21 protein-coding genes are annotated in these 18,267 nt (G+C 24.6%); 15 read left to right on the forward strand and 6 right to left on the reverse strand.

Annotated features, from left to right (window positions below; all coding sequences use genetic code 11):
• Nucleotides 1-394 precede the first annotated feature (394 nt).
• The 3 genes from IGS63_RS07520 to IGS63_RS07530 form a co-directional block, all read right to left on the reverse strand.
• Nucleotides 395-1,645, reverse strand: a complete 1,251-nt coding sequence (locus IGS63_RS07520; RefSeq protein ID WP_190613806.1) for an amidohydrolase family protein — start codon at nucleotides 1,643-1,645, stop codon at nucleotides 395-397.
• A 133-nt stretch (nucleotides 1,646-1,778) separates the two neighbouring features.
• Entirely contained in the window at nucleotides 1,779-2,189 is a 411-nt protein-coding gene (locus IGS63_RS07525; protein WP_190613808.1) for a C-GCAxxG-C-C family protein, read from the reverse strand.
• Nucleotides 2,186-3,517, reverse strand: coding sequence for an MATE family efflux transporter (locus IGS63_RS07530; protein WP_190613809.1), 1,332 nt, complete (start codon nucleotides 3,515-3,517; stop codon nucleotides 2,186-2,188). Before IGS63_RS07530 ends, IGS63_RS07525 begins: the two co-directional genes overlap by 4 nt.
• Nucleotides 3,518-3,613: 96 nt before the next feature.
• Between IGS63_RS07530 and IGS63_RS07535 the strand changes: the two genes are divergently transcribed.
• The 3 genes from IGS63_RS07535 to IGS63_RS07545 are packed head-to-tail and all read left to right on the forward strand — an operon-like array spanning nucleotide 3,614 to nucleotide 5,515.
• The gene (locus tag IGS63_RS07535) at nucleotides 3,614-4,468 is read left to right on the forward strand and encodes a YitT family protein (protein WP_190613811.1); all 855 of its coding nucleotides are present in this window, start codon (nucleotides 3,614-3,616) and stop codon (nucleotides 4,466-4,468) included.
• Between the two features lie 2 nt (nucleotides 4,469-4,470).
• The gene (locus IGS63_RS07540; RefSeq protein WP_190613813.1) at nucleotides 4,471-5,001 is read left to right on the forward strand and encodes a chromate transporter; all 531 of its coding nucleotides are present in this window, start codon (nucleotides 4,471-4,473) and stop codon (nucleotides 4,999-5,001) included.
• Nucleotides 4,994-5,515 carry a chromate transporter gene (locus tag IGS63_RS07545; protein WP_190613815.1) on the forward strand — a complete coding sequence of 174 codons (522 nt, stop codon included), beginning with the start codon at nucleotides 4,994-4,996 and terminating at the stop codon, nucleotides 5,513-5,515. Before IGS63_RS07540 ends, IGS63_RS07545 begins: the two co-directional genes overlap by 8 nt.
• 28 nt (nucleotides 5,516-5,543) lie before the next feature.
• Here the strand turns inward: IGS63_RS07545 and IGS63_RS07550 are convergent, their stop codons facing one another.
• Nucleotides 5,544-6,248 carry an AbiJ-NTD4 domain-containing protein gene (locus tag IGS63_RS07550; RefSeq protein WP_190613817.1) on the reverse strand — a complete coding sequence of 235 codons (705 nt, stop codon included), beginning with the start codon at nucleotides 6,246-6,248 and terminating at the stop codon, nucleotides 5,544-5,546.
• Between the two features lie 104 nt (nucleotides 6,249-6,352).
• Between IGS63_RS07550 and IGS63_RS07555 the strand changes: the two genes are divergently transcribed.
• A complete protein-coding gene (locus IGS63_RS07555) occupies nucleotides 6,353-6,859 on the forward strand; it encodes a biotin transporter BioY (RefSeq protein ID WP_190613818.1) in 507 nt (168 codons plus the stop codon).
• Nucleotides 6,860-6,883: 24 nt separating this feature from the next.
• On the opposite strand, the gene IGS63_RS07560 is transcribed toward IGS63_RS07555, so the two are convergent.
• Entirely contained in the window at nucleotides 6,884-7,678 is a 795-nt protein-coding gene (locus IGS63_RS07560; protein WP_190613820.1) for a nitrilase-related carbon-nitrogen hydrolase, read from the reverse strand.
• The gene (locus tag IGS63_RS07565; protein ID WP_190613822.1) at nucleotides 7,675-8,238 is read right to left on the reverse strand and encodes a 5-formyltetrahydrofolate cyclo-ligase; all 564 of its coding nucleotides are present in this window, start codon (nucleotides 8,236-8,238) and stop codon (nucleotides 7,675-7,677) included. Before IGS63_RS07565 ends, IGS63_RS07560 begins: the two co-directional genes overlap by 4 nt.
• Nucleotides 8,239-8,355: 117 nt before the next feature.
• On the opposite strand from IGS63_RS07565, the gene IGS63_RS07570 reads away from it, so the two are divergent.
• The 11 genes from IGS63_RS07570 to IGS63_RS07620 all read left to right on the forward strand — a co-directional run bounded on the left by IGS63_RS07570 (nucleotide 8,356) and on the right by IGS63_RS07620 (nucleotide 18,213).
• Nucleotides 8,356-8,556, forward strand: a complete 201-nt coding sequence (locus IGS63_RS07570; RefSeq protein WP_190613824.1) for a hypothetical protein — start codon at nucleotides 8,356-8,358, stop codon at nucleotides 8,554-8,556.
• 12 nt (nucleotides 8,557-8,568) lie between these two features.
• Complete coding sequence (locus tag IGS63_RS07575) at nucleotides 8,569-9,396, forward strand: PHP domain-containing protein (protein WP_190613825.1); 828 nt, start codon at nucleotides 8,569-8,571, stop codon at nucleotides 9,394-9,396.
• 2 nt (nucleotides 9,397-9,398) lie between these two features.
• Nucleotides 9,399-10,127, forward strand: a complete 729-nt coding sequence (locus tag IGS63_RS07580) for a glycerophosphodiester phosphodiesterase family protein (RefSeq protein WP_190613827.1) — start codon at nucleotides 9,399-9,401, stop codon at nucleotides 10,125-10,127.
• 11 nt (nucleotides 10,128-10,138) lie between these two features.
• Entirely contained in the window at nucleotides 10,139-11,206 is a 1,068-nt protein-coding gene (locus IGS63_RS07585; protein WP_190613828.1) for an alanine/ornithine racemase family PLP-dependent enzyme, read from the forward strand.
• Between the two features lie 253 nt (nucleotides 11,207-11,459).
• The gene (gene dnaB / locus IGS63_RS07590; RefSeq protein ID WP_190613829.1) at nucleotides 11,460-12,836 is read left to right on the forward strand and encodes a replicative DNA helicase; all 1,377 of its coding nucleotides are present in this window, start codon (nucleotides 11,460-11,462) and stop codon (nucleotides 12,834-12,836) included.
• Nucleotides 12,826-15,018, forward strand: a complete 2,193-nt coding sequence (rnr, locus tag IGS63_RS07595; RefSeq protein ID WP_198423039.1) for a ribonuclease R — start codon at nucleotides 12,826-12,828, stop codon at nucleotides 15,016-15,018. The genes dnaB and rnr overlap by 11 nt, the downstream gene beginning before the upstream one ends.
• Nucleotides 15,019-15,039: 21 nt before the next feature.
• Complete coding sequence (gene rplI, locus IGS63_RS07600; protein ID WP_190613831.1) at nucleotides 15,040-15,495, forward strand: 50S ribosomal protein L9; 456 nt, start codon at nucleotides 15,040-15,042, stop codon at nucleotides 15,493-15,495.
• Between the two features lie 11 nt (nucleotides 15,496-15,506).
• Nucleotides 15,507-16,328 (forward strand): MBL fold metallo-hydrolase, encoded by an 822-nt coding sequence (locus IGS63_RS07605; RefSeq protein ID WP_190613833.1) that lies wholly within the window; start codon nucleotides 15,507-15,509, stop codon nucleotides 16,326-16,328.
• A 12-nt stretch (nucleotides 16,329-16,340) separates the two neighbouring features.
• Nucleotides 16,341-16,775: an NfeD family protein gene (locus IGS63_RS07610; protein WP_190613835.1), complete on the forward strand. Its 435-nt coding sequence runs from the start codon at nucleotides 16,341-16,343 to the stop codon at nucleotides 16,773-16,775.
• Complete coding sequence (locus IGS63_RS07615) at nucleotides 16,776-17,696, forward strand: SPFH domain-containing protein (RefSeq protein ID WP_190613837.1); 921 nt, start codon at nucleotides 16,776-16,778, stop codon at nucleotides 17,694-17,696.
• On the forward strand, nucleotides 17,665-18,213 hold the full coding sequence (locus IGS63_RS07620; protein WP_190613839.1) for a hypothetical protein: 549 nt from the start codon (nucleotides 17,665-17,667) through the stop codon (nucleotides 18,211-18,213). Before IGS63_RS07615 ends, IGS63_RS07620 begins: the two co-directional genes overlap by 32 nt.
• Nucleotides 18,214-18,267: the final 54 nt, after the last annotated feature.

Consider the following 18,267-nt stretch of genomic DNA (forward strand, 5'->3'; position numbering starts at 1 on the left):
TTCAGTAAAAAGGTTTAACATATTAATTATAACTCTGAATTTTGATTTTGTCAATTAATTTAAAGTAAATAAAAAATTAATTTTTAAAATTTGAATCTTTAAAAAAAAGTCCACTTTAAAAACTTTTGTTTTTAAAGTGGAAAAAGTTGGGTTATGTAGCGAGACTGATATTTATGGTTTTTAAAACCACATATTAATTATACAATAAAAATTGTTAAAATAAAAGTTTTAAGTAAAATTAAATTTAATTTTAAGTAAAATTTAATTTAAAAAACATTTTTTATTTACTATAAAAATTAACAAAATATAAAAAATTATATATATATGCATATAAAATAAAACATACGATTAATTAATCTAAGATTAATTATTTTTTTCAGAGTTTTTTATATAATTAAAAATTTATTTCTTTTCCATTTAAATATCTTTTTATAATATTTCTATCATCACCAATATATATGAATCTTTGAAGACGTTCTTTTAATGTTAATTCAGTTGTCCCAAGATTTGAATCGTCTATAATTAATGCATCAAATGAAAAATCAACATTAAATTCTCCTATTTTTCCAAAAAAATCTGATCCTTTTGTAGCCATAAAAAAAACTTCTTCTGTACTTAAAGGTTTTAAATTTTTATTGTCTTTATAAATTAATTTTGAAAGTTCTATTGCCATTACCATACTTCTTTTTATCGCAATTGAATGACCAGCTCCTATATCACTTCCAAGTCCTATATTTAATCCTTCGTTTAAAAGTGTTCTAACTGGCATTATACCACTTGCTAAGTTTACATTTGATTGAGGACAATGGACTGCAATTACTCTGTTATTTTTCATTAATTCAATTCCTTTTTTTGTAAGGTATATACAATGTGCCATTAAAGTTGGCGTTTGACCAAATAAATTATTTTCATTATAAACTTCAGAATAATTATGATTATATAATTCTTTAACCCATTTTACCTCTTTTTGGTTTTCTGAGAGATGAGATTGTATAGGAATATTATACTTTATAGCTAATTCTCCGAGACCTTTTAATAATTTTTGTGTACTTGTTGGAGCAAATCTAGGCGTTATTATTGGTTTTGATTTTTTGTTATTTTTATAATTTAAAATTAATTCTTCGGTTTCTTTTAGAGATTTTTCTGTATTTTCTTTTAAAAATTCAGGACAATTTCTATCCATGTTTACTTTTCCAACATATGTTTCAAGTCCATATTTCTCTAATACTTCAAATAATATTTCTGTGCTTTTTTTATGAATTGTTGCAAAAATGACAGCTCTTAATGTTCCGTGTTTTATTAGATCTTTTGCAAACTCATTGTATATTCTTTTTGCATATCCAATATCTTTAAATTTATTTTCTTCTTTAAAGGTATAAGTGTTTAACCAATCTAATAATTCTTTATCCATGCCAAGTCCTCTCATAGCATATTGAGGAGCATGTAAATGTAGATCAACAAATGGTGGAATTATTATTTTGTTTTTAAAATCAAGTATATTTAAATTTTTATATTTAGTTGGAACTTCTTTAAAAATATCTAATATCTTTCCATCATTTATTAGCAAATGAGTATTTTCTAAAAAAGATAGATTGTTTAAATTTTTTGAAAAAATAAAGTTTCCTTTAATAATTTTTTTATCCATTTTTTCTACCACCTTTATAGTAATATAATAGTAATATTATTCCTGTATATATTTTACCATAAAGTTAAATTAATATGAAATAATTATCTTGGAGAAAATAAAAAAAACATTCTTTTTGATGAAAGAATGTTTTTTACTTTGTTAAAATTAATTGTGAATTTAATAGTTCAACGGTACTTTTAATACAGTTTGTACATATTTTCTTTTTAAATTTATTTTTTTCTTCTTCTTCCGATAATTCGTTTGAGAATTCTAAAAGTTTAGTGCACGAAGTTTCACCATTAATTTTTTTAAATTCGCTTATAAATTTATTTACTTTTTTATAAACTATATCTTTTTTTTCATTCATATTTCTCATTCCAATAACCATAATACCACCACTTACTGCACCACATATATTTCCACTTTTTCCCATTCCTCCACCAAAACCATATGATATAGCTTCAAGTATTTTTTCATCAATATTAAATTCATTTTTAAATGTTTTTACGATAGCTTGAGAACAAGTATATCCATTATTAAAATAATTTACTGCATCATTCATTTTTTCACCTCAATAGTAATATTTTTCATCCATTTCCACTTTAGATATCTTAATAAAAATAGAGTTCCTTTAAATATTTCTGCTAATAACATCGCGTACATCAATCCCGTTATTCCTAAATGGAGAGTAAAAGCAAATAGTAATGAAATTGGAATTTGAATTATCCAAAAGCCAAATATAGTTATTCCTAAAATTGACCAAGTATCTCCACCACTTCTAAGAATAAAAGGGAAAATTATATTTAGAGTTTGTGCATAAACTAAAAATATAATTATATTTAAAATTTTTTTTCCTTCTTGTATTGTTGTTTGTTTTAAATTGAATAAAGAAAATATTTGATTTTTAAAAATCATTACATTAGATATTAAAATAGTTACTATAATAAAAGAAATAAAGATTGTATTTATTGAAATGCTTTTTGCATTTTCCTTTTTGTTTTTACCAAGTTCATTTCCAATTATTCCTATACTTGCTCCGGCAATTGCTGATATTGGAGTTAGGACTATTGTTTGGAATATTTTTATTACTTCAAATATTGCTGCTTCTGAAACACCTATTTTAAATATTATAGCAGTATTTACAGTTGTTGCAAATTGCCATACAGCACCATCTATTGACATTGGGAGACTAATATTCACTAAATTTTTTAAAGAACTCATATTTACATAAATTTTTAATTTTATTTTCTCTACTTTCATTATATAAATTAAGAATATGAATAAAATTAAAAATTCTAAAATTCTTGAAATTAAAGTAGCATAAGCAGCACCTTTTATTCCAAAATTAAATACGAATATCAATAAATAATCTAAAAATATATTTGTTATCATAGAAACAATTGTAGCAATCATAGAAAATTTATTTTTTTTAAAAGCATTGAATATTGAAGCACAGTTTGAAGAAAATAATAAAACAAAAACTGAAGGGATAATTATTTTAAAATAATTATTTGCTAATGTTAAAGTATCCTCTTTTATTTTTATCCAAGATAAAAAACTTTTTGAATATGTTTCCAATGTTATTAATAAAAAAACACCAAATATTAATGATATAAAAAATGAAGTAGATATAATTTCTTCTAATTTTTTATTATTTTTTGACCCTTTATACTGAGATGCAAGTATAGTTAAGCCTGATGAAAAAGAAAAAAAGACTATTATAAATAAAGAAAATAATTGATTAGCCCCTCCAACAGCTGCTAAAGATTTCTCACCAAGTTGCCCCACAAAGATTTTGTCTGTTGTTCCTAAAAACATTCTAAAAGTATTTTGTATGATTAAAGGAAATGAAATTAATAAAATTTCCTTAATATACATTTTTTTTAACATTTATATCACCTTTTTTGTAGTTTATATACATCTTTTGATTATATAATTTATCTATTAAATAAAAGTTTCAGTAACTTAATTTTTGGAGGTTTTATAATGAAAGAAAAATTAAAAGTTTTTAAATCTTATTTTATTATTACACTTGGAGTTTTTATAAACTCTATAGGTTGGACGGCATTTTTAATTCCAGCAAAAATTGTAGGTGGAGGTTTGTATGGTGTCAGTTCTTTAATTAATTTTTCCACAGGTTTTCCTGTTGGATTAAGTTATTTATTAATGAATATAATTCTTATTTTAATTGCAATAAAAACACTTGGTGGTGGATTTGGAATTAAAACTATATATGGAATAATTACATCATCATTTTTCATATCTATTTTTGAAAATATTTTTAAGCAGCCATTAGTTGATGATAGATTTTTAGTTGCTATTATTGGAGGAATTTTAAGTGGTGCGGGAGTTGCAATTTACTTTACACAAGGAGCAAGTACTGGTGGAACAGATATAATAGCTATGATTATAAATAAGTATAGAGATGTGAGCCCTGGAAGATCTATGTTTTTTATGAACTTAGCAATAATATCTAGCTCTTATTTTTTATTTCATTCAATTGAAAAAATAATTTATGGTATAGTTGTTATGGCTGTATCTTCATATTCACTCGATATGATACTTGAGGGAAGCAAACAATCAGCACAAGTAATGATTTTTTCAGAAAAATATAAAGAAATTGCAGAAAAAATTTCAACAGAAATAAGACGAGGAGTTACAGTTTTAGAAGGATATGGATGGTATACTAAAAATAAAAGGAATGTTTTAATGATAGTAATAAGAAAAAAGGAAGTTCCAATGATAATGTATGCAATAAAGAGTATAGACAAAGATGCCTTTATCTCGATAGGAAATGTTATGGGAGTTTATGGTAAAGGCTTTGAAAAAATTAGGAGGTAATCATGTTTGAATTATTTTTTTCTTTTTTTAAAATATCTGCTATGACACTTGGTGGTGGATATGCTATGGTTCCAGTTATGATAAAATTTTTGGAAAAAAAAGGATGGATGAGTGAAAAAGAATTTATGGAAATATTAACGATTGCTCAATCATTACCTGGACCAATAGCATTTAACACATCTCGTTTAGTTGGCGAAAAATTAAAAGGAACCAAAGGAGCTATTGTTTGTTCTGTTGCAGTTATAATCCCGCCTTTTTTTGTTATAATATTTGCATCTTATTTATTTAATAAGTTTTCTCAAAATATTTATGTTAAATATTATTTAAAAGGAATATATGCAGCAGCTTTGGGATTAATTTTTGGAATAGTTATTAAAATATTTAAAAATCAAAAATGGAATTTTTTAAAGATAATATTATTAATAATAGGTGTTTTATCAATTCTTTTTAATAATAATTTTGTTTTGCCTGTGTTTGTTTTAATGGTTGTGTTAAATTATATATATGAAAATGGACGTGTTAAAAATGATTAAAATGTTACTTATATTTTTTAAGATAGGTTTCTTATCATTTGGTGGCGGTTGGACAACTGTAGGTTTAATAAGAGAAGATTTAATTTCTAATGGGTATATGACATTGGATATTTTTTCAAATGCAATTTCTATTTCTCAAATGACGCCTGGACCAATAGCTATAAATTTAGCAACATATGTTGGATATATTAATTTTGGTTTTTGGGGAGCATTGTTAAACACAATTTTTTTCTTAATTCCTCCAATTTTAATACTGTATTTTTTTAGACTTTTACAAAACAACATTTTAAAAATGAATAGAAATATATTAATGAACTCTTTAAAATTGGGAACTGCTATTTTAATTTCTATGACCTTAATTTCATTTTTGAAACCATTATTTAAAGAATTTGATTATAGAGTAGTTTTAATTGCGTTAACTTCATATTTTTTATTCAATAAAACAAAAATAAATCCCGCTTATACGATTTTATTATCTGGATTTGTTGGAATTATTCTTTTTAACTTTTTATAAAGCAATGTATATTAGTATACATTGCTTTTTAATTTATCCAAAACTTTGAAATAATATAATTGACAAAAGCTGAACAAGTTACTAACATCAATCTAGCGTCCTCATAAGAAAGGTTTATGGAAAGATTTTTAAAGAAAAGCTTATAATTAGTATTTATTGGGATTTCATCTATTAAGGTATTTAAGGTACCTTCTTTATGAAAAACTATTTTACAAACTTCTTCAATAGCTTTTAAAGAACAGTCAATTGAATTTTCGTATGAATGATTTAAATAAGAATCTAATCCTTTGAAAATATTTTTTCTAACAGGCAAAAATAAATCTTCTGTTTCAAATACTTTGTCGATTTCTTTCATTTCATGTGAACTTATTAACTTTACAATTTGTTTTCCAGTTATTCTGTATTGTGCTTTTTCTTCTATAAAAATTTTGTTTATGCTATCTTTGAATTTGATTAAATCATAATTATGGTTTTTTAATATAAATTCTATTAATGAATAAACTTCATGAAATTCAAGTTTTTTAAATTCATTATTTATAAATTCAATAGAATTTTCTTTAAATTCATATAAATTAATTTTGAAAAAATCATCCAATATTTTTTTTGTTAGTTTTTCATTTTCTAATAAAGGATAAATTTTGTTCCATAGCCTATTTCTTAGTTTTTTACTTATTTTATCATATGGAATTTGGTTTTCTTTTATATATTTATATCTTTCTGAAAAAGTAGGCATTTTTTTCCTCCTTGTTTATAGTTTATAAAAAGTTGAATTTCACTAAATGTTTTTGTAACTTACACTAAATATTTTTGTATTATAATGATTTTGGAGGTGTTAATGTGGATTATAAAAATATTTCAAAAGTAGGTGTTTTTACAGCACTATTGGTTGTTGCATCGTGGTTAGTTATACCTTTACCTTTTGGAGTGCCTTTTAGTTTACAACCTTTAGCTGTTTTTATAATTGTTTATATGCTCAAAAAAAATGCATGGAAATCAATTTTAACTTACTTATTACTTGGTACTCTTGGATTACCTGTTTTTGCAGGATTTTCTGGAGGTATTGCTAAGTTAATAGGTCCAACAGGTGGATTTTTATTTGGGTTTTTATTAGCTTCTTTATTGGTTTTTATACCTAAAATAAATGATATTCTTCTTGGTTTTCTAGAAATAATAATAATTTATTTTATGGGTATAGTGTGGTTCAAATTATATAAAGATATGAGTTTTTTTATAGCTTTTAAACTTTTGGTTCCACCTTTTATTTTGTGGGATATTATAAAGCTTTTTATAGCATATAGTATAACAAAAGCAGTTGAAAAAAGACTTCAAATAGAGAATGCATAAATAAAAAACAGCTTAGGCTGTTTTTTATTTATAAAATTGAATTTTTCTGTCTTCAAATATATTATTTTTTTCATTTATATTTTTGTTTCTTGAAAGTTTTTCATCGATAAAAAATGTTTCTACAATATTTTTTTGTGGTGGAAATCTTTTTATTATGTTTCCAAATGGATCTGTTAATTGACTCATACCAGTAAATGTATTTTTAATTTTATTATTTATTTCTTCTCCCCATGTGTTTGCTGTTGCAATGTATACTCTATTTTCAAGTGATCGAGTAATGTTTGCGTTTTGACAGTAAGGCATTACTAAATTTGCAGAATGTAATATTATATCAGCTCCCATTAATGATAATGTTCTAAATGATTCTGGGAAAAACCAGTCAAAACATATTGCAAGTCCAATATTTACTCCTTTAATATTTTCTATAAAAAAACCAGTATTTCCATTTGAAAAAAATTTTTTTTCATTGTAAAAAAGATGAGTTTTTCTATAGATTTTAAAACTCCCATCTTTTTTTATTAAAATTGAAGAGTTGTAAAACTTATTTCTGTCTTCTTCAACAAATCCATAAACAATATTTACATTATTTTTTATACAAAAATCTTTAAATTTGTTAAAAGCATATCCTTTGTTAATTTTAGGGTTTTCAGAAACTTCTTTTACTTCTTCATTTTTTGAAAATGAATATCCGCTGAAGGCTAATTCAGGAAATAAGAAAAGATCTGTTTTTTCATTTTTAATTAAATTTATAGCGGTATCAACATTTTCTTTTATTTTAAAAAGTTTTGGTTTGAATTGAACTATTGAAATATTAATCATAAATTAAGACTTCCTTTTAATATATTTTTTTCTGTTACTATATAATCTATAGTTATATCGTGTTCTTCATAAGGCAATTCTTCTAATAATTGAAGTTCAAAACAAGGAGCAATTAGTTTTGTTTTTTTATTTATTGAAAAATATCTATCATAAAATCCTCCACCATATCCTAATCGATACATTGTTTTTGAAAAAGCAATACCAGGTATTATATAAATATCTATTTCATTTTTAGTTTCTAAAGATATAGGTTCTGGAATATTGTAAGCTCCTTTTTTTAATTCTTTCATAGAACTTAATTTAAAAAAATTCATTTGATTGTTTAATATTTTTGGAAGATAAACTTCCTTTTGATTTAATAGTTGATTTTTTATTAAATCTAAAGAATTAACTTCTTTTTTTATTGGGTAGTATAGAGCTATTGTTTTATAGTCAAAATTACTTAATAAATTAAGTAATTTTTTATTTATTGTTTTTGATAACTCATCATATTTTGTTTTACTAATAGATTTTCTTATGGATAAAATATTTTGTCTTAGAATTTTTTTTATAATAATCACCTCCAATATTTATAATTTAATTTTAACATTTAATCTTTTTTTTTACAATAGAAAAATAAATATATTTAAAAGTAAAACAATTATGGTATAATTATTTTAGTTAAAAGGGGTGATTTTATGATAAGTAAAGTTACTGGAATAGCCAACATACCTTTTCAAATAAAAAGTTATAAAGTTAAAAATAAAATTGAATATAAAAAAAGTACTTTTAAAGATACAAAAAGTACTTTTGATTTTGGTGTTTATGTACAAAAAGGATCAAAGTTAATCTTAAAAAAATTTATAAATAAAGGTGATAAATTAGATATCTTAATTTGAAAGGAGAAACACATGCTAATAGATATGCACTCTCACAGTACATTTTCTGATGGTACTTATACACCTCAACAATTAATAGAAATGGCTGTTGAGAAAAAATTAGAAATATATTCAATAACTGATCATGATAATATTGGAGCACAAGAATTTGCAATTAATTTTTCAAAAGAAAAAAAATTAAACTATGTAACTGGTGTTGAAATCAGTTGCGAATTTAGTTCTATGTTAGATATACTTGGCTATAGAATAGATATAAAAAATATAAAATTAAATAAAGTATTAAATGAGATTCAAGATTTTAGAGAAAACAGAAATGTATATATGATTGAAAAGTTAAAAAAAATAGGTATTGAAATATCTATGAATGAACTAAAACAAGTAGCAGGTAGTAAAATAATTGGAAGACCTCATTTTGCAAGAGTTATGGTTAATAAAAATTATGTTAAATCATTTGAAGAAGCTTTTGAAAAGTATCTTGGTGATGGAAAACCTGGTAATGTACCTAAAAAAAAGATAAAACCATTAGAAGCAATTGAACTTATTAGAAATGCTGGTGGATATCCAGTAATTGCTCATCCTAGATATTTAAATTTAAATAAAGATAGATTTGAACAATTTTTGAAAGAAATGAAAAAAAATGGTTTGTGGGGATTGGAAACATATTATAGTAAAAATACGGTGTCTGAAAACAAATATTATTATGAAATAGCAAAAAAATATGAATTAATACCAACAGCAGGTAGTGATTTTCATGGCTTAAATAAACCAGATATAAAAATAGGTATGGAAGTTACAGAAGAAATTACAAATAACATAAAAAAATATTTTTGGGGGGAGTAGGAATGAGTGACAATTATCCAATTATTGTTTTAGGGCACAGGGGATTTAGAAAACTTTATCCTGAAAACACATTAATAGCATATCAAAAAGCTATTGAATTTGGAGCAGATGGTGTAGAGCTTGATGTAAGACTCTCTAAAGATGGAAGCTGTGTTATAATGCATGATGATAATTTAGAACGAATTACTGGTATAGAAGGAAAATTAAAAGATATTGAATATAAAGAAATAAGGAAAATAAAGCTTCCTATGAATCAACATATTCCAACATTAGAGATGGTTTATTCTAAATTACCAGAAGATACATTAATAAATGTTGAAATAAAAGAAGTAGAAGCTTCTTATACTGCATATCAAATTGTTAAGAGTTTTAATGCAATTGAAAGAACACTTTTTTCATCATTTGAAAAAGATGCAATTATAAAGATAAGAGAATTAGATGATAAAGCTTATGTATCCTACTTAATAGAAGAAAAAGAAAAATTAGATGAAGTTTTTGATTTGCATGCTAAAATTAATTTATATTCAGTTAATTTACCGGCTGCAGGAATAAAATTAGTTGGTCTTGATAATTATAAATTATATGTTTCAAAGTTAAAAGAATATGATATAAAAACAATTTTATGGAATTTTGATGAGATTTCTGATGTAAAAAAGTTAAAAGGATATTATGATGCCATTATAACAGATAATGTAGAAGATATAGTTAATGAATTAGAAAACAATTACTAAGGAGTGATTATATGTATCCTAAAATGTATATATATAAAAATAGAATAAAAGAAAATGCAATTGCTCTTAAGAATATATGTAGTAAAAAAAATATAAAAATATCTGGAGTAACAAAAGTTTTATGTGGAAATCCAGAAGTGGCTGAAGCTTTGAAAGAGGCTGGTATAGATTTTATAGGCGATTCAAGAATAAGTAATATAAAAAAAATGAAGAATTTTGGTATTAATACAGAATTTATGCTTTTGAGAATACCTATGATTAGTGAAATTGAAGAATTAATAAAATATGTAGATATTACCTTAATTAGTGAATTAGAAACATTAAAAAAAATATCAGAACAATCAATTAAATATAATAAAATCCAAAAAGTTATTTATATGGTAGATGTTGGGGATTTAAGAGAAGGTGTTTGGTATGAAAGTGCTATTAATGAAATTGAAGAAGCTTTAACTATAAAAAATATTAAAGTAATAGGAATAGGAACTAATCTTGGTTGTTTTGGCGGAGTTATTCCTACAAAAGAAAATATGAATTTATTAGTTTCTATTAAAAATAAAATAGAAGAAAAAAACAATATAAAGTTTGAGCTTATAAGCGGAGGTAATACAGCGGCACTTCCTTTAATTGAAAATAATGAATTACCTAATGAAATTAATAATTTTAGATTGGGGGAATCAATAATTTGTGGAACAGATGTTACTAATAATAAAAAAGTTTTAGGTGCAAGGCAAGATACAGTTATTTTAGAAGCTGAAATAATTGAATTAAAAGAAAAACCTTCTATACCTGTTGGTAAGATAGGTTTTGATGCTTTTGGTAGAGTTCCTCATTTTGAAGATAAGGGTATAAGAACAAAAGCAATACTTGCAATTGGAGAACAAGATATTTCTCCAAGTGGATTATATCCTTTAGATGAAGATATTGAAGTATTGCATTCTAGTAGTGATCACACAATAGTAGATTTAACAAATTCAAAAAATAATTATAAAATTGGTGATACTATTAAGTTTAAAATGAGCTATGGATGCATGTTAAAAGCATCAACAAGCCAATATGTTGAAAAAATTGTAATTAAATAAACTTGTCTATTATAAATTCCAATAATAATATTATTAAACTAATACCGAGAAATAATATTCCTTTTTTATCATTTTCGCGTATTAAAGTTTTATTTTTTGAATCAAACTTTCTGGCTTCTTTTGTACTTTTATGAAAATAGGATATGCTAATTAAAAAAAATAATACAAAGAAAAAAAATAAAATGTTTAAAAATAACATTGTTTCACCTCAATTATAAATATTCTTGTATATTATACCACAAGGAGTGACTTTATGAAAACATTGGATCTTATTCCACCAAATAGTCTTGAAGCAGAAGAATCAGTAATAGGTAGTGTTTTTTTAGATAGTGAAGTTTTAAATGATATATTAGAAGAAATAAGGTGGGAAGATTTTTATTATGAACCAAATAAAATGATATTTAAAATATTTGAAACTCTTTTTGAAAAAGGTGATCCAGTTGATGTTGTAACTGTAATAGAAAAATTGAGAGTTTTAAATTTATTAGAAAAAGTTGGTGGAGAAGAAGGTATAATAAGGTTAGCACAAGCTGTTCCAACAACAGCAAATGTTATTTATTATTCTAGAATTGTAAAAGAAAAAGCACTTTTAAGAAATTTAGTAAAAGCATCATCTGAAATAGTTGAAGCTGTTAGAACAATTGGTGATGCTCAAGAAATACTCGAATATGCAGAAAAAAGAATTTTTTCAATAGCAGAAGCAAGAGCAACTAGAACATATGATTCAATACCTAATATAATTCATGGAGTTATAGATCAAATAGTAGAAACTAAAGAAAAAGCAGAAAAAGGTGGTATAGGATTAGTAACAGGAATTTCAACGGGATTCAATACTTTAGATAGATTAACATCTGGATTACATCCTTCTGATTTAATAATAATAGCAGCAAGACCATCAATGGGTAAATCTTCTTTTGCTATGAATTTAGCAACTAATGTGGCTTTAAAAAGCGATAAAGCTGTAGCTATATTTAGTCTTGAAATGTCTAAAGAACAATTAACAAATAGAATACTTTGTTCAGATGCAGGAGTAGATTTACAAAAGGTTAGAACTGGTCAAATTTCTGACGAAGAATGGAAAAAGATAACTCATTCAGCTGGTAAATTAATGAAATCAAAATTAATATTTGATGATGAACCTGGTTTGGATTCCCGTACATTAAGAGCAAAAGCAAGAAGAATGAAAAGAGAATATGGAATAGATGTTTTAATAATAGATTATTTACAATTGATGAGTGGAGGAAAGAGAAGCTCAGAAAGTAGGCAACAAGAAATTTCTGAAATTTCAAGATCTTTAAAATTAATTGCTAGAGAATTGAATATTACAGTAATAGCGTTATCTCAACTCTCAAGAGCTGTTGAACAAAGAGAAGATAAGAGACCTAGATTATCAGATTTAAGAGAATCTGGAGCAATTGAACAAGATGCTGATATTGTAATGTTCTTATATAGAGAAGCATACTATAAAAGAAAAAAAGAAGGAGATCAAGGAAAACTAATATTAAATCAAATACATGATTCAGAGTTAATAATAGGAAAACAAAGGAATGGTCCTATTGGAACAGTTATTTTGAAGTTTAATCCAGTTATTGCTACTTTCATGGATATTGATTGGAAGCATGAGGAGTGATAAAGTGAATATAGAAAAAAAATTATTAGAAATTATAAAAGAAGAAGAATTAATTCAAAAAGAAATTATTAAAAGATTTGGAAAAATAACAAATGAAGAAAAAAAAGAAGTTAGAAAAACTTTAAAAGACCTTTATAAAAAAGATGTAGTTTATAAGGACCAAAAAAACAGATATCATATAAAAACAGAACATAAAGTAGTTGGAACAATTGAATTTACAAGAAGAGGAACAATGGCTTTTGTAACTGGAAAAAGTGGTGAAGAAGTAGCAATTACAATTGAGAATGCAGGGAATGCAATGCATGGTGATAGAGTATTAATTGAAAAAATAGGTAAATGGAGAGATTTAGATTCAGGAAAGGTAGTAAAGATTTTAAAAAGGGGAACAAAAACATTAGTTGGACAAGTTCAAAAGAAAAAATCAACATGTTTTGTAATACCTATTGAAAGTAAAATAAATTCAGACTTTTATATTCCAAAAAAATACGAAAAAAATGTAAAGAATGGACAAATAGTAAAAATTGAAGTTATAAAATATAAAACTAAGGTTAAAAATCCAGAAGCTAAAGTTATAGAAATATTGGGGAATGAAAATGAACCTAAAATAGATTTACCTATAGTATTGGCAAAACATGATTTACCAGAACCAAAAAAATTTAAAGAAAACGTAATGAATGAAGCACGTTCAATACCAAATAAAATAATTAAAAAAGATTTAAAAGGAAGAAAAGACTTTAGAAATGATCTTATATTTACAATAGATGGAGATACAGCAAAAGACTTTGATGATGCTGTTGGTATTAAGAAATTAGATAATGGAAATTATGAACTCGGCGTACATATAGCAGATGTTTCAAATTATGTAAAAGAAAACAAACCACTTGATTTAGAAGCTTATAGAAGAGGAACAAGCGTTTATTTGATAGATACAGTAATTCCAATGTTACCTCATGAATTATCTGATTGGATTTGTTCATTAGTTGAAAATGAAGAAAGATTAACAATGTCTTTGATAATGGAAATAAATAAAAATGGTGATATTGTAAGTTCAAATATATATAATGGAGTAATAAAAAGTAAAAAAAGATTGACATATAAAAAAGTTAATTTAATATTAAATAATGAAGCAGATGAAAAATTAGAAAAAGAAATAGGCTGGTTAAGACCTCAATTTGAATTAATGAAAGAATTGATGGAAATATTAAGAGAAAATAGGAAAAAAAGAGGATCTATTTTAGATATTGAAAGTGGGGAAATTTATTTTGAATTTGATGAAAAAGGTTTTGTAAAAGATATAATTCCTGTTGAAAGAGGGATATCTGAAGTTATAATAGAAGAATTCATGATAAAAGCAAATGAAGTAATAGCAAGTTATTTTTTTGATAAAGAATTACCTTTTATATATAGAGTTCATGCAAATCCAGATCCTCAACTATTAATACAGCTTAAAAATTATTTAGATATAATAGGTGTAAAAGTAGATTTACCTAATAAAATAACCTCTAATGTACTTCAAGAAATATTAAATAATACAAAAAATCATCCTTTATCTAAGAGTATACAAAAACTGTTAGTAAGAACTATGAAAAGAGCAATTTACTCTGATGAAAACATAGGGCATTTTGGGTTGGGATCTTCTGCTTATACTCATTTTACTTCACCAATAAGAAGATACCCAGATTTAATAGTACATAGGATGCTAAAAAAATATATTAAAAATAATTATAAACTTACAAAAGAAGATATTGAAAAGTATAGAAAAATTCTTCCTGAAATTGCAGAGCAATCATCTAAAAATGAGAGAAATGCAAATGAAGCTGAATGGGATTTATATGATATGAAAAAAGCAGAATATATGCAATCACATTTGTCAGAAGAATTTGAAGTTTTTATAACAGGTATTACAAAATTTGGATTCTTTGTTGAAATACCAGAAAAGATGATAAATGGTTTGGTGCATGTTTCTGAATTAAAAGATGATTATTACAACTATCGTGAAAAAGATAATATGCTTATAGGAGAAAAAACGAAAAGAATTTTAAAGGTTGGAGACAAACTTAAGGTTAAAGCTGTTAAGGTTAATAAATTAAAAGCTGAAATAGACTTTATTCCAATTTTAGAAAAAAAATTAAATAAACCAAAAAAGAATAGAAAAAATAAAAAAAGCAAAAAAAGAAGATAAATATACTTGGAGGTGTAATTAATGAAGGTTTTACTAAAAAAAGATGTAGCTAAAATTGGTAAAAAAGGCGAAATAATAAATGTGTCTGATGGATATGGGCGAAACTTTCTTATACCAAAAGGATATGCAGTTATAGCTGGAGAAGGAGAGTTAAAACATTTTAATACATTAAAAAAAAATGAAGAAAAAAAGAAAAAAAATATAAAAATAAAAAATGAAAAATTAGTAGAAACAATAGAAAAAAATACTTATGTAATAAAGGTAAATAGTGGAGAAAATGGAAAATTGTTTGGTGCAGTTACAGCTGCAGATGTAGCTAAAAGAATAGAAGAAATATCAAAAGTAAAATTTGATAAAAAATGGTTTGATGAAAAAATAAATATAAAAGAAATCGGAAAATTTAAATTTAAAATAAAATTATCTCAAGGTGTAAGGGGATTTGTTGTTGTTGATATTGTTCCGATAGATAAAAAGTAGGAGGATTTTCTTTGGAATTTATAATAAAATCAAAAGCCTTATATTCCACATGGGTTTTTTATAAACCAAATAGAGTTTTATTTGATTGTGGAGAGGGAATTAGTACCATTCTTGGTAATAAAATATATGGAATAGAAAATATATTCTTAACTCATTCTCATATAGACCATATAGCAGGACTTTGGGGATTTGTTAATACAAGAAATAATGCAATGGGAAGTAGAGAAAAAGATTTAAATATTTATTATCCAAAAGGATCAAGACAAATAAAAGAATATTTGAGTTTTATATTGAAAATGAATTCAAGACTAAGATATACCCTTAATATTCAAGAATTAGAAATAACTGATGAAGTAAAAATTTCTGAAAATAGAATAATGAAACCTTTTAAAACAAGACATTCACCAGGAGAAATTTCTTATGGATATAGAATACTTGAAAAGAGAAAAAAATTAAAAAACGAATATAGAAATTTTTCTCAAGAAGATATTATAAGAATAAAAAAAGAAAAAAAAATTTTTGAGGAGTATTATGGAAATATACTTACAATAAGTGGAGATACACAACCAATTTCTCCAGAATATGCTAAAAATGCAGATATTTTATTGCATGAATGTACATTTATGATAGATGCAGATAGAAAAATTAGAAATCATACAACTTTGACAGAATTAAAAAAATTAATAGAAGAAGCAAAGCCTAAAAAGTTAATCGTTTACCATGTTTCAGGGCGTTATAATAGAATGATAAAAAAAGTAGAAAAACAATTAATTTTAGACTATCCAGATATAGATGTAAAAGTAATAAATACAGAGAAAACATATGAGTTCTAAGGGGGTGAAAAAATGGAACAATGGGGAATGTGGATAATACTTGCTATTATTTTTGCAGTAGCTGAACTTTTAACTCCTTCGTTTTTCTTTTTATGGTTTGCTATTGGTTCAAGTATATCTGCAATAACTTCTATTTTTGTAGAATCTATTACAATAAACATAATACTATTTTTAATTACCTCATTTTTGCTATGGATTTCCACGAGAAAGATAGTAAAAAAACTTTATAAAAGTGGAGACAAAAGAAATTTATATCAGGAAGAATTAAATGGTAAAAAAGGAAGTGTAATATTAGTAAATAAAGATGAAGAATATATTTTAGTAAAAGTTGAAGGAGAAGAATGGAAAGCACATTGTGATGAAATAAATAAAATGAAAATTGGTGATAAAGTTGAAGTAATAAAAAGGGAAAGTAATATATTAAAGGTGAAAAAGGAGGAGATGTAAATGTTTTTGTTGATTATTGTTGCAGTATTTTTAATATTAATAGTTGCAAGTAGTTTGAAAATTGTAAGACCTTATGAAAAAGCTTTGGTTGAAAGATTAGGGAAATTTCATAGAGAAATTGGACCAGGTTTAAACATAATAGTTCCATTTCTTGAAAGAATAACAAAAGTAGATATGAGAGAAATGTTAATAGATGTTCCACCACAAGAAGTTATTACAAAAGATAATGTTATAGTTACAGTTGATGCAGTTATATATTATCAAGTAATGGAAGCATTTAAAGTAATATATAATGTTGGTGAATTTACAATAGCTTCTGTAAAATTAGCTCAAACGAACTTAAGAAATTTGATAGGTGAATTGGAATTAGATCAAACATTGACTTCAAGAGAAAGAATAAATACAAAACTTAGAGAAATATTGGATGAAGCAACAGATAAATGGGGTATAAAAGTAACTAGAGTTGAAATAAAGAAAATTGATCCACCAAAAGATATAATGGAAGCTATGAGTAGACAAATGAAGGCTGAAAGACTTAAAAGAGCAGTTATTTTAGAATCTGAAGGATACAGACAATCTCAAATATTAAAAGCAGAAGGAGATAAACAATCTGCAATATTGAAAGCAGAAGGACAAGCTGAAGCAATAAAAAGAGTTGCAGAAGGACAAAAATATAAATTAAAAACAGAAGCAGAAGGACAAGCTGAAGCAATACAAAATGTTTTTAATGCTATTCATGAAGGAAATCCAACAAAAGATTTAATAGCGGTAAAATATTTAGATGCTTTAAGAGATATTTCTAATGGACAGGCAACAAAAGTATTTTTACCTTACGAAGTATCGGGTGTTCTTGGATCAATATCAACAATGATTGAAGCAGCTAAAACCGATGTATTTAAAAAAGAGAAAAAGGAAAAATAAAAAAATGTTAATTTCTGTATTAATAAATGGATTGGCAATTATTTTAGCATTTTATATAATAAAAATTTATACTTTAAATAATAAAGAGTTACCAATGTTCTTAAAATATTTCGGCAATTATTTAATTGCCGGAAGTTTTTTAATTCTTTTTTATATTTATGGACATAAAAAAATGAATACAGTTCACTTTTTAAGTTTTTTAATACTATTAGTATATTATATAAGACAGTTTAATGTAACTAGAAAAAAATTTCATGAAAACTTTAGATCAATGGTCATGTCTTTTGGATATACAAGAAAAACATATTTTAAATCATTTCTTTCAAAAAAACTTATTAAAAGTGGAATTGAATCTTTTTTTTATGCAAATGCAATGTATATACTGTTTCAAACTTTATCAAAAAATATATATGAAGAATTAAATGGAATAAAACTAATAATAATCTTTTTACTGTTAATTTTAGCCTCCTATATAGATAGTTTTAATGAGGAAAAAATATACAAAAACGTAAAGTAGATTAAATATATCGGTGTTAGAATACCGTTGATGGGTATTAAAAAAATAGAAAAT

This window comes from Tepiditoga spiralis, from assembly GCF_014701195.1.
In the GTDB taxonomy this organism is placed as follows: domain Bacteria; phylum Thermotogota; class Thermotogae; order Petrotogales; family Petrotogaceae; genus Tepiditoga; species Tepiditoga spiralis.

Excerpts from the sequence above, each read along its gene's own strand:
- IGS63_RS07520 (WP_190613806.1), bottom strand. The coding sequence starts at position 1,645 with ATGGATAAAAAAATTATTAAAGGAAACTTTATTTTTTCAAAAAATTTA.
- IGS63_RS07525 (WP_190613808.1), bottom strand. The coding sequence starts at position 2,189 with ATGAATGATGCAGTAAATTATTTTAATAATGGATATACTTGTTCTCAA.
- IGS63_RS07530 (WP_190613809.1), bottom strand. The coding sequence starts at position 3,517 with ATGTTAAAAAAAATGTATATTAAGGAAATTTTATTAATTTCATTTCCT.
- IGS63_RS07535 (WP_190613811.1), top strand. The coding sequence starts at position 3,614 with ATGAAAGAAAAATTAAAAGTTTTTAAATCTTATTTTATTATTACACTT.
- IGS63_RS07540 (WP_190613813.1), top strand. The coding sequence starts at position 4,471 with ATGTTTGAATTATTTTTTTCTTTTTTTAAAATATCTGCTATGACACTT.
- IGS63_RS07545 (WP_190613815.1), top strand. The coding sequence starts at position 4,994 with ATGATTAAAATGTTACTTATATTTTTTAAGATAGGTTTCTTATCATTT.
- IGS63_RS07550 (WP_190613817.1), bottom strand. The coding sequence starts at position 6,248 with ATGCCTACTTTTTCAGAAAGATATAAATATATAAAAGAAAACCAAATT.
- IGS63_RS07560 (WP_190613820.1), bottom strand. The coding sequence starts at position 7,678 with ATGATTAATATTTCAATAGTTCAATTCAAACCAAAACTTTTTAAAATA.
- IGS63_RS07570 (WP_190613824.1), top strand. The coding sequence starts at position 8,356 with ATGATAAGTAAAGTTACTGGAATAGCCAACATACCTTTTCAAATAAAA.
- IGS63_RS07575 (WP_190613825.1), top strand. The coding sequence starts at position 8,569 with ATGCTAATAGATATGCACTCTCACAGTACATTTTCTGATGGTACTTAT.
- IGS63_RS07580 (WP_190613827.1), top strand. The coding sequence starts at position 9,399 with ATGAGTGACAATTATCCAATTATTGTTTTAGGGCACAGGGGATTTAGA.
- IGS63_RS07585 (WP_190613828.1), top strand. The coding sequence starts at position 10,139 with ATGTATCCTAAAATGTATATATATAAAAATAGAATAAAAGAAAATGCA.
- dnaB (WP_190613829.1), top strand. The coding sequence starts at position 11,460 with ATGAAAACATTGGATCTTATTCCACCAAATAGTCTTGAAGCAGAAGAA.
- rnr (WP_198423039.1), top strand. The coding sequence starts at position 12,826 with ATGAGGAGTGATAAAGTGAATATAGAAAAAAAATTATTAGAAATTATA.
- rplI (WP_190613831.1), top strand. The coding sequence starts at position 15,040 with ATGAAGGTTTTACTAAAAAAAGATGTAGCTAAAATTGGTAAAAAAGGC.
- IGS63_RS07610 (WP_190613835.1), top strand. The coding sequence starts at position 16,341 with ATGGAACAATGGGGAATGTGGATAATACTTGCTATTATTTTTGCAGTA.
- IGS63_RS07615 (WP_190613837.1), top strand. The coding sequence starts at position 16,776 with ATGTTTTTGTTGATTATTGTTGCAGTATTTTTAATATTAATAGTTGCA.
- IGS63_RS07620 (WP_190613839.1), top strand. The coding sequence starts at position 17,665 with ATGTATTTAAAAAAGAGAAAAAGGAAAAATAAAAAAATGTTAATTTCT.